The organism is Brevibacillus sp. SAFN-007a, from assembly GCF_051967035.1.
Lineage (GTDB): Bacteria > Bacillota > Bacilli > Brevibacillales > Brevibacillaceae > Brevibacillus.
On sequence record NZ_JBQCKK010000001.1, the window covers coordinates 430,338 to 444,523 of the forward strand.

16 protein-coding genes and 2 riboswitches are annotated in these 14,186 nt (G+C 56.2%); of the genes, 9 read left to right on the top strand and 7 right to left on the bottom strand.

Annotated elements, in window-relative coordinates:
• Positions 1–45: 45 nt before the first annotated feature.
• Complete coding sequence (locus tag ACTHO6_RS02170; protein WP_440238846.1) at positions 46–501, top strand: YlbF family regulator; 456 nt, start codon at positions 46–48, stop codon at positions 499–501.
• Between the two features lie 11 nt (positions 502–512).
• On the opposite strand, the gene ACTHO6_RS02175 is transcribed toward ACTHO6_RS02170, so the two are convergent.
• Entirely contained in the window at positions 513–845 is a 333-nt protein-coding gene (locus ACTHO6_RS02175; RefSeq protein WP_440238848.1) for a hypothetical protein, read from the bottom strand.
• A 73-nt stretch (positions 846–918) separates the two neighbouring features.
• Between ACTHO6_RS02175 and ACTHO6_RS02180 the strand changes: the two genes are divergently transcribed.
• Together ACTHO6_RS02180 and ACTHO6_RS02185 are read left to right on the top strand one after the other, a co-directional pair.
• A complete protein-coding gene (locus ACTHO6_RS02180; protein ID WP_440238850.1) occupies positions 919–1,263 on the top strand; it encodes a YlbG family protein in 345 nt (114 codons plus the stop codon).
• 157 nt (positions 1,264–1,420) lie between these two features.
• Positions 1,421–2,185 (top strand): LamB/YcsF family protein, encoded by a 765-nt coding sequence (locus ACTHO6_RS02185; RefSeq protein ID WP_440238852.1) that lies wholly within the window; start codon positions 1,421–1,423, stop codon positions 2,183–2,185.
• A 63-nt stretch (positions 2,186–2,248) separates the two neighbouring features.
• On the opposite strand, the gene ACTHO6_RS02190 is transcribed toward ACTHO6_RS02185, so the two are convergent.
• The 3 genes from ACTHO6_RS02190 to modA are packed head-to-tail and all read right to left on the bottom strand — an operon-like array spanning position 2,249 to position 4,424.
• The gene (locus tag ACTHO6_RS02190) at positions 2,249–2,911 is read right to left on the bottom strand and encodes an ATP-binding cassette domain-containing protein (RefSeq protein WP_440238854.1); all 663 of its coding nucleotides are present in this window, start codon (positions 2,909–2,911) and stop codon (positions 2,249–2,251) included.
• A 15-nt stretch (positions 2,912–2,926) separates the two neighbouring features.
• The gene (gene modB, locus ACTHO6_RS02195) at positions 2,927–3,610 is read right to left on the bottom strand and encodes a molybdate ABC transporter permease subunit (protein ID WP_440238856.1); all 684 of its coding nucleotides are present in this window, start codon (positions 3,608–3,610) and stop codon (positions 2,927–2,929) included.
• A 22-nt stretch (positions 3,611–3,632) separates the two neighbouring features.
• On the bottom strand, positions 3,633–4,424 hold the full coding sequence (modA, locus tag ACTHO6_RS02200) for a molybdate ABC transporter substrate-binding protein (RefSeq protein ID WP_440238858.1): 792 nt from the start codon (positions 4,422–4,424) through the stop codon (positions 3,633–3,635).
• A gap of 145 nt (positions 4,425–4,569) precedes the next feature.
• On the opposite strand from modA, the gene ACTHO6_RS02205 reads away from it, so the two are divergent.
• The 5 genes from ACTHO6_RS02205 (at position 4,570) to ACTHO6_RS02225 (ending at position 8,603) form a co-directional block, all read left to right on the top strand.
• Positions 4,570–5,544, top strand: coding sequence for a substrate-binding domain-containing protein (locus ACTHO6_RS02205; RefSeq protein WP_440238860.1), 975 nt, complete (start codon positions 4,570–4,572; stop codon positions 5,542–5,544).
• Between the two features lie 155 nt (positions 5,545–5,699).
• Complete coding sequence (locus tag ACTHO6_RS02210) at positions 5,700–7,568, top strand: stalk domain-containing protein (RefSeq protein WP_440238862.1); 1,869 nt, start codon at positions 5,700–5,702, stop codon at positions 7,566–7,568.
• Complete coding sequence (locus ACTHO6_RS02215) at positions 7,565–8,086, top strand: shikimate kinase (protein WP_440238864.1); 522 nt, start codon at positions 7,565–7,567, stop codon at positions 8,084–8,086. The genes ACTHO6_RS02210 and ACTHO6_RS02215 overlap by 4 nt, the downstream gene beginning before the upstream one ends.
• 64 nt (positions 8,087–8,150) lie before the next feature.
• Entirely contained in the window at positions 8,151–8,312 is a 162-nt protein-coding gene (locus ACTHO6_RS02220; protein ID WP_440238866.1) for a YqzE family protein, read from the top strand.
• Positions 8,313–8,348: 36 nt separating this feature from the next.
• Positions 8,349–8,603, top strand: coding sequence for a YkuS family protein (locus ACTHO6_RS02225; RefSeq protein WP_440238868.1), 255 nt, complete (start codon positions 8,349–8,351; stop codon positions 8,601–8,603).
• A gap of 112 nt (positions 8,604–8,715) precedes the next feature.
• On the opposite strand, the gene ACTHO6_RS02230 is transcribed toward ACTHO6_RS02225, so the two are convergent.
• From ACTHO6_RS02230 to ACTHO6_RS02240, 3 genes are all read right to left on the bottom strand, one after another.
• Positions 8,716–9,564, bottom strand: a complete 849-nt coding sequence (locus ACTHO6_RS02230) for a hypothetical protein (RefSeq protein WP_440238870.1) — start codon at positions 9,562–9,564, stop codon at positions 8,716–8,718.
• Positions 9,565–9,674: 110 nt separating this feature from the next.
• Positions 9,675–10,796, bottom strand: a complete 1,122-nt coding sequence (locus ACTHO6_RS02235) for a YqhG family protein (protein WP_440238872.1) — start codon at positions 10,794–10,796, stop codon at positions 9,675–9,677.
• A 31-nt stretch (positions 10,797–10,827) separates the two neighbouring features.
• Positions 10,828–12,528, bottom strand: a complete 1,701-nt coding sequence (locus ACTHO6_RS02240) for a DEAD/DEAH box helicase (protein ID WP_440238874.1) — start codon at positions 12,526–12,528, stop codon at positions 10,828–10,830.
• 220 nt (positions 12,529–12,748) lie between these two features.
• A riboswitch (glycine riboswitch) is annotated at positions 12,749–12,845 on the top strand.
• Positions 12,846–12,962: riboswitch (glycine riboswitch) on the top strand.
• Positions 12,963–13,053: 91 nt separating this feature from the next.
• Here ACTHO6_RS02240 and gcvT point away from each other — a divergent pair.
• Entirely contained in the window at positions 13,054–14,157 is a 1,104-nt protein-coding gene (gcvT, locus tag ACTHO6_RS02245) for a glycine cleavage system aminomethyltransferase GcvT (protein ID WP_440238876.1), read from the top strand.
• The last annotated feature ends 29 nt before the right edge of the window (positions 14,158–14,186 follow it).

Here is a 14,186-nt window from a genome sequence, read left to right on the forward strand (position 1 = left end):
GGACGAAAAGCGTAATGCTTTTCGTGGGAAAGGGGGGCTCGCTCTATGGAAGCAGTAGAGACTGTGGATATGGCACAGCTGATTATGGAGTCGCACGAGCTGTCCACCATGATTAATCAATCGCGCGAGGTCCTGGAATATTTGGAGGCAAAGCGCCGGATGGAGGCAGATGAGGAAGTGCAGCGCCTCCTGTCGCTGTTCGAGAAGAAAAAGGAGCAGTACGAGGATGTCCAACGGTTCGGGAAGTACCACCCCGATTACAACCATATAGCAAAAGAGGTCCGCGAGCTGAAGCGGACGATCGAGCTGCGGGATTCCGTTCAGGCTTTCAAGCGGGCGGAGGACGCGCTGGATGAACTGCTCTACCAGGTAAGCAGGACGATTGCCCACTCTGTCTCGGACACGATCAAGGTGCCGAGCAACAATCCGTTTCTCGAAGCGCAAGGAAGCGGCTGCGGCACGGGCGGAAGCTGCGGGTGCAGCGTAAAAAAATCTTCCTGATTCGCCTGGCTTCAGCTTTGCGGCGGCGTTTTTTCCCGCAGCAGAATACAGTCCTCGCACAGGTTGCCGCAACAAAACTGCTTTTCGTTGGGAACGAGAAAGCGAAAGGGGTACACATGCTGGTCGTCGCTTGAGCGCACGTACAGGCACTCGGGCTTTAACGTGGTGGGGGCGGTCAGCCGCTCCCCAGTTTCCAGCAGACGTTCCGTCAGGCGGGAAGCGGGGAGCGCGCTGCTTACATACAAGAAGAGTTGACCGGCATGAGTACGCCAATCGCACTTTGTCGCGATGCCTTCCTGGTGCAGGGCTTCCTCGAAGCGCCGGTAAAACGCAGCCAGCATCATAGACCACCGTTCCTTTCTGTAACGGGCGTTTACAGGTGATTATACCACGATGGGAAGGAGACCAACGGCTTACATGAGAGAACGACGTCTGGGTGTTGCCGTGTGGGTAAAAAACACGCGTGCGGCCAAAAATTTACGCAAATTTGGCACCATTCATTACATCTCCAAGCGGCTCAATTACGTTTCCATGTACGTGAATGCGAATATGCTGGATGAAACCATCCGCATCATGGAGAAGCTGCATTTCGTCACCAAAGTCGAACGCTCCCATCGTCACGAGATTCCGGTGGAGTACAACAACGCAAGACCGGACAAGGCGAAGGAATACGACTACAAGCAGGAAAAAAATCAGGTGATGGCGCTGGCAGAAACACTGATGGCAGAAGAGAGCAGCCCAGCGACTGTAGGTTCGACATAAGTTGTTCACAGGCTGCCAGTTTTCGGCAGCTTTTTTGCTTTTGCTCCGTCACCGTCCATGGTATGCTAGAGAAATAGGAAAACACCAGAAGTCATTCCAATGAATGCGCTTTCAGCATGTACATAGATCATGAGAGGAAGGGTGGGGGCGTACATACATGATTCATCTGGACATTAACTGCGATATGGCCGAGGGCTTCAGCAGAGGACGACAAGCAGAGGATTTGGGAATTATGAAATGGATCACCTCCGTCAATATCGCTTGCGGGCTGCACGCAGGTGATCCGCATCTCATATGCAGAACGATTGAGGCTGCACTCAAACACGACGTTAAAATCGGTGCGCACCCGGGATATGCGGATGTGCAAGGCTTCGGTCGGCGCTCGATGAATTTGTCTGTCAAGGAAGTGTATGAGCTGGTGCTGTATCAGGTGGCGGCGCTGTCTGGCATGACACGGGCGCTTGGCGGCGAGCTGCACCATGTCAAACTGCACGGAGCGCTGTACAACGAGGCGGCGGAGCGGCCGGAGCTTGCCGAGGCGGTCGTTCAGGCGGTAGCCGACATCGACGAGGAGCTGATCCTGTATGCCCTGTCCGGCAGCAAGCTGGTCGAGGCGGCGCTGGAGCACGGGCTGCAAGTCGCCGAAGAAGTATTTGCCGATCGGGCCTACTTGCCGAATGGGCGGTTGGCTCCGCGGGAGCTAGAGGGCAGCGTGCTCATCAGCAAGGAAGAGCGAATGGAGCAGGCGCGCCAGCTCGTCTTGAAGCAACGGGTCAAGACCGTGAACGGCCAGCACATCGATCTGGCCGCGGATACGCTTTGTGTTCATCACGAGAGTCACGACGTTTTGCCGTTTTTGGGCGAATTGCACAAATGGGCGAAGCAGAACGACGTGAAGATCGAGCCGATCAGCGCTCGCTAGGTTCGCCAGCGAGCGAGGCAAATCGGCACAAAAACAGCCATACGCAACGCCCAATCCGGTTTGTCAGGAGGAGGACGTCGCGGTATGGCGTTTTTGTTTGATGTGCTCGACGATGCGCCCGTTTTCCAGCAGCAGGATGGTATCGCCCAGCTTTTCCGCTTCTTCCCGATCATGGGTGACGAGCAAAAACGGAATGCGCCACATGGCATGAAGCCGGAGCAGCTCATCCTGACACTGCCTGCGCGTGTCCGCATCCAGCGCGGAGAGCGGCTCGTCCAAGAGCAAAAGCTCCGGCTCGGTAGCCAAAGCGCGGACAAGGGCAACCCGCTGCTTTTGCCCGCCGGAGAGCTGGTGGGGGTACTTTTCCAGCAAGTGAGCGATCCCGACCGTAGACAAGAGCGGCTCCAGGTGGAGATCATGGCCTGGTTTCAAGCCATAGCGGATGTTTTGGGCGACCGTCATGTGCGGGAACAGCGCGTAGTCCTGAAACAGATAGCCGACTTTGCGCTTCTGCACGGAAAGCGGCTTTTGCCCCTGCTTGTAAAAAGTTCGCCCGTTCAGCACGATTTCGCCCCCGTCGGGATGCACCAGTCCGGCGATGCTGTTCAGGATCGTCGTCTTGCCCGAGCCGGATGGCCCGAAGAGGACGACAATCTCCTGCCCGGCGGAGAAGGAGACCGCAAGCAAAAAATCAGGCAAACGCTTTTGAATCGTGACGGAAAGCATGTCAGTTCCCCTGCCTTACTTTTGATTGGCATACCGCTGCACGTTGCGGCGGCTCCACCAGTTGAGCCAGAGCGTGGTGCCCATGCCGAGCGATACGATGATGACCACCCAAAACAGCGCCTTGTCCATTTGCCCCGCTTCTACAGCGAAGTAGATGGCCACCGGGATCGTATCCGTTTTTCCTGGTATGTAGCCAGCGAGCATCAGCGTGGCGCCAAACTCGCCCAAACCGCGGGCAAACGACAGGACCAGCCCGGCCAACAGTCCCGGCCAGGCAAGCGGGAAAGCGACCGTCCAGAACACCCGCCATTCCGATGCTCCCATCGTCCGCGCGGCATTTTCCAGGCGGCGATCCACGCCGGTGAATGCCGCGACGGCACTTTGATACATCAGCGGAAACGAGACGACGACAGAAGCGATCACGGCTCCGGTCAGCGTGAAGACGACCTGGATGTCAAACCAGCGGGCGAGCAGCTGGCCGAAAAATCCGTTTTTTCCGAACAAGAGCAGCAAGCCGAAGCCGACGACCGTCGGCGGCAGGACGAGCGGGAGCAGCAAAAAGGACTCCAGCACGTGTTTGCCCCAGAACTCCTTTTGTGTCATCCAGCGCGCGCTGAGCATGCCGAGTACAAACACAAAGGAGGTGGATACCGCAGCTACTTGCAAGGAGAGCATCAACGGTGTCAGATTCGTTTCCATAACGCTCGCTACCTGCCTTTTCTTATTGGAATCCGTACTTCTGTAAGATCGCTTTTCCTTTGTCGCTTGTCAAGTAGGCCAGGAATGCTTTCGCCGCATCCGGATGCTTGGACGTGCTGATGACCGCTCCTGGATAAACGATTGGCTTGTGCCATTCCGGTTTGGCTGTCGCGAGCACCTTCACGTTTTGGGAGACCGCAGCGTCGCTGGAATAGACGATGCCGACCTCGGCATTGCCGGACTCGACGAAAGTCAGCACCTGGCGCACGTCACTGCCGAATACCAGGCGGCCGGACAGGGCGTTCCACAAGTTCAGCGTTTCGAGCGATTCTTTTGCGTAGCGGCCTGCCGGCACGGTTTCCGGTTCGCCGACTGCGATGTGCGTGATTTCCGGCTGGTTCAAGTCTTCAAACGAATCGATGGGGAGCGTGCTGTCCTTGCCTGCGATCAGGACGAGCGCGTTGCCTGCAAAGTCCTGGCGCGTATCTTTGGCGATCAGCTGTTTTTCTTCCAGCCCGTCCATGTCCTTTTGGCTGGCAGACAGAAAGACGTCAGAGGGAGCGCCCTGCGCAATCTGGGTCGCCAGCTTTCCCGAGCTGCCGAAGGTAAAGGCGAGGGTGGTGCCAGGGTTTTCCGCCTCAAAAGAGGTTTTGAGCTCGTTCAAGGCATCCGTCAAGCTTGCCGCTGCGGAAACCATCAGTTCCGCCTGTTGGGTCGGGGCAGGTTCCGCTGCCTGCGGAGCCGTTTGGGAAGTCGAGCATGCGCCGAGCATCAGGGTGAATGCCGTGCATAAAGCCAGCCATTGCTTTTTCATCAAAAGAACCTCCAGATTGTTATATTTCGTTATAACAAATGATAACGAGATATAAATGAATTATAGTAGCTTATGGGAAATAATCAATTGCGATTTGCCGAGAATGGAAAGAAAATGAAAGGAAAGAACCGAGCGGAGGGCAGACATGACTCACGAAAATTCCTATACAACGGAAGAAATTGCGAAGCTTTTGCGCATCTCAAAGCTGACTGTGTACGACCTGATTAAAAAAGGCGAGCTGCCCGCATACCGTGTCGGCAGGCAGATGCGTGTCGATCAAAGCGATTTGGAGGCGTACAAGGCGCGGGCAAAAGGCGGATACCGCCAGGCACAGGCGACTCATTCCGCCCCGCTGCATGGGCAAATGCATGGACAAGCTCCGCAGGCGACGGACAAGACGCAGCCGTCCGCGATGCGCCCTGTCATTATCAGCGGGCAGGACGTCAGCCTCGATCTGCTTGCCAACCATCTGGACAAGCGCGAGCTGCCGCTTCGGCCGCTTCGCTCCTACGCCGGCTCGCTGAACAGCCTGATTGCCATGTACACGGGCAAAGCCGATATCGTCAGCACCCACCTGTTCGACGGAGAGACGGGCGAGTACAACGTGCCATACGTTCGCCGCATCCTGACCGGGCATCGCTTTCTCGTCGTCAACATGCTGGCGCGCTGGGCCGGCTTTTACGTGCAGGCAGGCAACCCCAAGCAAATTTTGTCCTGGACCGACCTGACCAAGCCAGGCGTTTGGATGGTCAATCGCGAAAAAGGCTCGGGCGCGCGGACGCTGATCGAGGAGCAGTTTCGGCTGGCGAAAATAGCAGGGGGTGACGTGAACGGCTACGAGCACGAAGAGACGAGCCATCTGGCAGTGGCCGGAGTTGTTGCGCGCAAGGAAGCGGACGTAGGTGTCGGGATTGAAAAGGCAGCGCAGCTGGTCGGGGTAGAGTTCGTGCCGATGGTGAAGGAGAGATACGATCTCGTCCTACTCAAAACGAAGGAAAACGAGGCGTTCATTGCTGCCGTCCTGGACATCCTGCGTTCCTCGCTGTTTCAAAAGGAGCTTCTGGCAGTCGGCGGCTATGATCTGGAGCAGACAGGAAAAATCATGTACGAGACCTGGTAGGGAATTTGCCGCTTGCCCATGCTGCGGACAGGGGGGGCGGCTTTTTCATTTTTGTGGCAAAATCTCCTGAATTTCTACTCACCCTCTTTTTTATTTGCTACAATGAAACAAATAATGAACGCTTGCAGCCGAGCGATTTTTTTCTGGGGGCTGTCATGAAGACTTTGCAGAAAACGAGTTTACTGGTCTGTCTCACCATTCTGGTCATGTTTGGCTCCATCGGCATCATTGCCTACTGGCCAGAGATTGCCAAACGCTGGGAGGCAAGCCAAACGACAATGACGGAACTAACCGGAGCCGATCCGTTTTCATACGATCCGCCGCTGCCTTCCTACGTGAAGGATTTGCACCCCGTCTACAAGATTCAAGCCGAATTACATACGTCTGAGGCCAAAATTACGGGGAAAATGACGGTCGAATTCGACAATCCGCAGACGGCGGATTTGCGTCTGTACGTCTACGATTACTTGTGGAACAAAATGACGGTCAAGTCGATCCGCTACAAAGACAAGCCGCTTGCCTTTGAACGCGGCCTGTCCACGGTCAAGCTGGCCAATCCGCTGGGAGCGGAAATGCGCGGGACGCTCGCGATCGAGTTTGAAAATCCGGTGCCGAGAAGAGGGACGCGCTTTGGCGTCAAGGACGACATCTGGACGCTGACGACGTGGTACCCGATGCTGGGCGCGCAAAACCAGCAAGGAAAATGGTACGATCCGCCGCAGCGTGTCGATTTCGGCGATCCGTTTGTCTACCATTACGCCGACTACGACGTCACCTTTGTCTCTCCGAAAGGCTACAACTGGGTCAGTTCGTGGGGACGAGGCAGCGCAAAGGCGATGGAGGGCAGCAAGCAGCAAATCCACTATCAGGGCAAAAAGCTGCTCAATTTCGCTCTGGTCGGCAGCCCGCTGTACCATGTGGAAACGATCCGGATGGGGCCGAACCTGTCCGTCGATATCGCCTCGGTGGACAAAGGCAACATCCAGCGGATCAAAACGATTGCCGAGTCGGTGTTTCCGACGTACAGCGACTGGTACGGGCCGCTTCCGTATCCGCACGTCGCCATTGCCGAGACGAGCACAGGCACGACGTATGCGATGGAGTACGCCAATCTCGCCATTTTCAAGCGCGACATGTACCAGCGCAATCTGATCGACCACTGGCTGCCGCATGAAATCGCCCATTTGTGGTGGTACAACAGCGTCGCGACGCTGGAAGCGTCTCACGGCTGGCTGGACGAAGGGCTTGTAGAGTTGAGCGTGTACCATTACTTGCAAAACCGGTACGGGGCGCAGTCGGCCTCCACGCTGCTCGATGAGTACAACCGCGACGCCCGCCGCTTGCAGGAGCGCTACCCGAACGGCAGCCTGGACAAGCCGTTGCAGAAGTTTGCGACCGAAGAAGAATTCCACTGGACGTGGTATTCCAAAGGAGCCTTGTTGTTCGATCATTTGCGCAAGCAGATCGGGGATGAGGCGTACAAGCGTTTTCTCCACCGCGTGCAGCAAAACTACCACGGCAGCGTGATCGGAGCCGAGCATCTGGATCAGGCGCTGGGGCAAACGCTGCAAGGCGAAGCGAAATACTTCGTGTACGCGACGAAAAAGCCGAATCGCGAAGGCTTGGGCACTGTGCAACTGGAGCCGTATATCACGACGATCATCAACAACAGGAGCTTTTATCCGTCCATTCCGGCGAGAGCAACCGGCGGCACGGTGTATGTGCCGCTGCGCGAGCTGGGGGAAAAAATGGGGCTTGCCATCGACTGGGATCAGGAAAAGCAGATGATTCGCGTCAAAGGCCATGGCCGAGAAGTTTTCGTCAAGGAGCGGGAGCGCTTCGCCATTCGCGATGGGCAAAAACTCGACCTCGGACATCCGCTGACGGAAATCAAGGAGCGAACCATGGTGCCGCTGTCGTTTTTCGCTGACGTATTCGAATGGGAAACGGACTACAATCCAGCTGAAAAAACAGTAAAAATGTATACGCGAAAAGCGAGTGGAAAGGGGGCGGAAACAAAATGAATAACCTGATTCTCGTCGGATTTATGGGAACCGGGAAGACAACCGTCGGGAGCGCGCTGGCTGCCTCCCTGGGCATGCCGCACCGTGACCTGGATGCCGCGATTATCGAGCAGGAAGGCTGCTCGATCCCGGAGCTGTTCACCCGGCACGGAGAGACGTATTTTCGCGACGTGGAGTCGAGACTGCTGGCACAGCTTCTGGACAACGGCCCGCAGGTGCTGACGACAGGCGGTGGGGCCGTCCTGCGCAAGCAAAATGTCGCGGTCATGCTGGCAAAAGGAACGGTGATCGCGCTCAACGCCAGCGAGGAAGAAATAATCAGGCGGCTGGAAAACGATACCTCGCGCCCGCTGCTTGCCGGCGGGGTGGCAGAACGTGTAAAAACGCTCATGGCGGAACGTGCTGGTGCGTATGATTTTGCCCCGATTCAGGTGGATACGACCGGAAAAAGCCTGGAGGCGCTCGTGGACGAAATTACGGCCCAGGTGGTTGAAAGCGCGGAAGGCGGGAAACAATAAAAGGGACAGCGCTATTGCCGGATAAGACGGCGTGTATCTGCGAGTATGAAGGAGGTCACGTGCGATGTCCTTTCAAGATTATTTGAAGTACCTGACGAAATTGTTTGTCCAGTACATGGATACGCCAAAAGATGAACGGCGTCAGCGCAAGGCTCCGCGTGAGCCTTGGTCGGCACGCTGGTTCGGGGCGATCCCTATGTCGATCCGGCTGTTGTGGCGCAAATAATCCTACCATGGTAAGCGGACGGAGGGTGCGGTGCGTATGGCGAGAGTAGCGGTAGAAAAGTCCCTGTCCCAGATTCGCAAAATGCTGGGCGATAACGGCTATGAGGTTGTCGATTTGGGAAACTGGCAACAGGTGGTCGATGCGATCGTGATTACGGGTCAGGATCAAAGCGTTTTGGGTGATCCGAACATGACGGTGACGGGAGCATCCATCATCAATGCGGAGGGAATGACGGCCGATGAAGTGTTTCATGCCGTACACGAACGTCTTTCCCCGATCGATCACCATTAATCTGTAGAAGCATGGCTGCGTTCTCGCACGACAAGCGTGCCAGCCAATGAAAAAACAAGCTCTCCTGCCTGCGGAAGGCGGAGAGCTTGTTTTTTTGCGAAAAAGCGACGGTTCAGCTGTGCGGCTTCGCCGCTGCGTAAAATGTTCCGACCTTGTCAGCGTAAGGGTAGGGGACAAAACGCAGACCCTCATCCCACACCCCTACGTATGCGTACTGATCGTTCCACAAATGGAGCGAGCCGACGACGAACGGAGCGAGCACCTGGGAATGATGCAAGGAAACGGTCAGCGTCACGGGAGCCTCGCTGTTTTGCTGCCACAGCTGGGGCCACGTGATCGCGCTGTCCCCGTTTAGCTGGCTGACCCAGCCGATCTGGTCAAACGGATCTTTTGGCGTCCCTTGCAGAATGCGGGTCTTCGTCAACCGCTGTCCGGTCTGTACCAGATTTTGCGTGGACAGGCTGCCAAAGACCGGCTCGTTGGCGGAAAAGGAAGCAGGATAGGCTTCGCCTGTTTTGGCGTTCACCAGTTGCGGCGAAGACTGGCGGGCGACCAGCCAGTGGGAAGCGAAGCCGTCGTAGACCGGCTCGGCGGCAATTTCCCGCGGGGCAAAAGCATCGTCGAACAGAATGTATTCCCCGACCCCGTATTCCAACAGCACGAATGTTGTCCGGGCAGGCGCATCGACTGCCTCTCCTACGACCAGGTACCCGACCTGTCTGTCTGCTTGCTTGACGCTGACCAGCCACTGGCGTTGATTGGCGCCGAGTGTCTGCACTTCTGTATCGGCTTTTTGCCACTCCTTGAATTGCGGATCGCGGTTGGCAAGTTCATTCAGCCACGTCTGGATTTGGGCGTGAAACTCTTTGTCCCAGTTCGTCTGTTCCTCGGCCTGGACAGGACAGACGAGTAACGCGAAAGACAAGAACACCCCGAGAAAGGGAAGGAAACGTCTGATCACCAACATGCACCACCTTTTGCACTGGCTAAACTTATTCCTATTGTAACCAGCGATGACAAAAAGATTTGTTGCAACTTGTCACTTCCCTCACACTTCTTCTCGCTGATCTTTTACACGATTCGCCCGGATGCGGGGAGTTGGGGCACCGTTTTTGCGGGCCGCGTTTTGGCGACGGGCGGAGTAGAGTGCAAATAAAACAGTCCGCCGTTAATAAAATGGACCTCGATGCGCGGCTCGTACTGCCACCGCAGCTCGTCCATCCGGCGCTGTTTTTCTTCCTCCGGCGTGCTTTTTTTCCATTCCTCCTGATTGATTTCCTCGCGCGGCGTGACCTGTACGCCATTGGCACGTAAAAAGTCGAGGATTCGCCCGCCGGAAGAGCGGTATTCGTCAAGCGTCTGCTCCGCTTCGACAACAGGCTCCCGGGCGGGGACTGTCTCACGCGCTGGCTGCGGGACGGGGGCTGTCTGCCCGGGAGCTTCATCTCCCTCTGCCTCTGCCGCTTCCGTCTCGCTCTGCTCGCCGGGAGGCTCTCGCCGGGCAAGCTCTTCGTAGTAGGCGGCCAGGATGTCCAGCTCCTCCGTCAGGCGTGCCCGCGCCTCAAGCGCCCACGTGTGGTCTTCCTGGGCGATGACGGCGTCGACCTCCTGTTTGGCAAGCTCCAGCGCGTCTTCCACGGACAGCTTCCGGTCGAGCGTGTAAAAGTAATCCGGAATGGCCGGGGTGAGCGGCAGCTGGAACAAAAACGAGGAAAAGTCATGCACGAGGCGGGGCTGGTGCAGATTGATCCCGAGGTAGAGCATGATGTCGCGCCGCTTGTCGCAGAGAAGCGATACTTTCAGGTTAAGTCCGAGCCAGGGAACGAGCGGAGTGGAGCGGCGCTTGCCTGTGAGCGGCAGGGAAGCGGGACTTTGCTCGTACATGCATAAAAAGCGCCCGTGTTTTTTGGCCGAGGCAAAAATTTGCTGCATGCGCACGGCGCCCAGATGCAGATACTCGGCTCGCAGCCCGTCCGGTATCCGGTCCGGGTGAAACGCAAAGGTAAGCACGAGCGGCTGATAGGCCAGGTTCATTTTGTCGACCCAGCTCCAGTAAAACGGGCGGTTGCCGATATCCTTGTCGACCTCGACCGGAAGCTTGACCGTCAAGTAATCCGGATGGGCTTCGACGATGTGCGCGGAAAAAGTCGCGAGGTAGCGCTCTACAAATTGCCGGACCTGGTTGGCTTGCATCGGGAGAACCTCCTTTCTCGTTCGTGTTTGGCTATTGCTCCGCCGCTTCCGACAGGGCCGGGGTGGCGTGCTGCTGTCTGCTCGCGCGGATGGCATGGCCCATGTTGTCGAGCTTGAGGGCCATTTCGCGAGTCGATTGGGAATCCATGATGATCTGCGTCAAATTTTCTTCCAGCGACGAGTGGAGATTGAGCCGTTCCACGATGTCATCCAGCTCGCCGATGACCATTTCAAACAGGTCGATTTTTTCGTACAGCAGCTTCAAGATGTGCTCCTCGATCGTCCCGACGGTGGACAAGTTGTAAATGTGCACGTCACGCTTCTGGCCGAGACGGTGGACGCGCCCGATCCGCTGCTCGACGCGCATCGGGTTCCAGGGCATGTCGTAGTTGATGACCTGGTTGCAGAATTGCAGGTTGATGCCTTCGCCGCCCGCTTCCGTGGCGATCAGCACCTGGGCGCGGTTTTGGAACAAATCGGTCATCCAGTCTTTTTTGCTGCGCTTGAAGCCGCCGCGAAACGGCACGGAGGTAATACCGTGGTCATGCAAATATTTTTGCAGGTAGTTTTGCGTCGCCCGATATTCGGTGAAAATAATCACCTTGTCGTTGATCTGTTGAATCAGCTCGACGGCTTTGGCTGCCTTGGAGTGTGTCTCGATCCGTTTAATCATCTCGACCAGCTCCAGAATTTGCCCGCGCAGAGGAGAGTCCTCGCTGATGCGCTGGTGCATGTTGTACAGCGTCAGAAAAGAGGCTTCCTTGCTGGAGCAAACCTCGCGCTGCAACGTAATCAAGGCAAGCGAGTTGAACAGTCCGGTCCCCGCCTGGTATTGGTCGCGCACAAAGCGGGTGACCCCCTCGTACAGCTCCATTTCCTCCTGCGTCAGCTCGATGGGAATCGACTGGACGCGGCGACTGGTGAACTGGATGCCGCCGTCGCTTCGCTTGTTGCGAATCATCACCTTTTCGATTTCTTCGCGCAATTTGTCGCTGTTTTTGGACTGGCGCTTTCCTTCGACGTAATTGGAGGAAAACGACGCGGAGTGGCCGAGGTGCCCCGGCTTCAATAAGGTAATCAGGTTGTACAGTTCGTCCATCTCGTTCTGGATGGGCGTAGCCGTGAGCAGCAAGCAATATTTTTTGCGAATTTCCTTCACGAATTGGTAGTTGCGCGTCCGTTTGTTTTTGAGCTTGTGCGCCTCGTCGATAATCAGGATGTCGTAGTCGATGTCGAGCACGTGGCGGCGATGCGGATCTCGTTTCGCCGTGTCGATGGAAGCGACGACGACGTCATGCTGTCGCCACATGTACTCCTTTTTTTGCGCCACGGCGGGAATGCCGAATTTTTGCTGCAGCTCCTTCGTCCACTGGATGACGAGAGAGGCGGGAACGAGTACGAGAATTTTTTTCGCCAGGCCCCTGACCATGTACTCCTTCATAATCAGCCCGGCTTCGATCGTCTTGCCCAGTCCGACCTCATCGGCGAGAATGGCGCGTCCGCGCATGTCGTTGAGCACCCGTTCCGCCGTCTGCAATTGGTGGGGAAACGGGGAGAGAAGCGGCAAGTATTTCAGGCATTGCAACTGATCGAACTCGCGAACGGCCATAGCCTCTTCCGCTTCCAGCGTGAGCTTGAACAACTCCCATTTGTCCCAGGGGCCGTCTTCGTGCAGTCGCTCCGTCAGCGGGGATATCCAGCTCGTGTCAAATGAAACAGGAATATTCGGCATATACGTTACTCCTTTACAAAGCTCTGCCATAACTTTCATGCGCTATATCAAAAACCTTAACATTTATGATCGTGTTCATCATTTTGTTAAGTATTTCTTGATCTGACTGTTAATTTGCATATTTTCAACAGCGGACTCTCATGGTAGGATAGAGAGGAAGTTCATTCACTAGTATGGAAATCATAGCAAAAACTTATGTATGACCATCTACCCAACGCGAATGATAGTAGCAGGGAGAGACTGCGCGAACCACTGCAGCGCCGAAGGAGCAAGCCGGGAACGGTGAATCTCTCAGGCAAAAGAACCTCTACTGGACGCAACTCTGGAGAGAGCTCGAAATCGGAGCCACCAAAGGGGAAACTTGCAGGCACGGCGTTCCCCGCCGCGCTTGATTGGCAAGGTAACTCTCAGGTACCAAGGACAGAGGAGGAGAAATGGGCACCGTTCTTTTGGTGTACCCGTTTTTTCGCCTCTGTTTTTTCATGGGGAGATCGGCCGACTAACAGTCTTTAGGAGGTGCCACACATGTCCACTCTGAAAAGAACGCCATTGTTTGATTCCTACGCAAAATACGGCGCCAAGACAATCGACTTCGGCGGTTGGGAGCTGCCGGTACAGTTTTCCAGCATTGGCCAGGAGCACGAAGCCGTCCGGACGAAAGCGGGTCTGTTTGATGTATCCCACATGGGAGAGGTCGACGTCAAAGGCGAGAATGCGCTCGCATACTTGCAGCGCGTCACCACCAACGACGTGTCCAAGCTGGCCGTCGGGCAAGCGCAGTACAGCGTGCTTTGCTACCCGGACGGCGGTACGGTCGACGATCTGCTCGTGTACAAGTTGGCGGACGACCATTACCTGCTTGTCATTAACGCAGGAAACATTGACAAAGACTATGCATGGCTAGAAGAGCACCTGATTCCGGGCGTCACGATTGAAAACATCTCGGCGCAAACGGCGCAGCTCGCCATTCAGGGACCTTTGGCCGAGTCGATTTTGCAAAAGCTGACCAAGACAGACCTGTCGAAAATCGGCTCCTTCCGTTTCGAGCGCGACGTAGAGGTCGGCGGCATTCCGGCACTGGTATCGCGCACGGGCTATACAGGCGAGGACGGCTTTGAGATTTATCTGGCAGCAGACCGTGCCGCCGAACTGTGGGACGCGTTGCTTGCGGCGGGAAAGGATGACGGACTTCTGCCGTGCGGGCTGGGCGCGCGCGACACGTTGCGCTTCGAAGCCAAGCTGCCGCTGTACGGCCAGGAATTGAGCAAGGACATCACGCCGATCGAAGCGGGCATCGGCTTCGCGGTGAAGGTGGACAAAGAAGTGCCGTTCATCGGCCAGGAAGTGCTCAAGGCGCAAAAAGAAAACGGCGCTCCTCGCAAGCTGGTCGGCATCGAGATGATAGACCGCGGCATTCCGCGCACGCACTATCCGGTCTATGTCGGAGAAGAGCTGGTGGGCGAAGTGACCACGGGCACACAGTCTCCCACCTTGAAGAAAAACGTCGGATTGGCGCTCGTGAAAAGCGAGCATGCGTCGCTCGGCACCCAGCTGGAAGTGGAAATCCGCGGAAAGCGCCTCAAAGCCGAGGTTGTCGCCACTCCCTTTTATAAACGTCCGAAAAACTAAGCAATCGCCCACTATACATCCTATTTTGA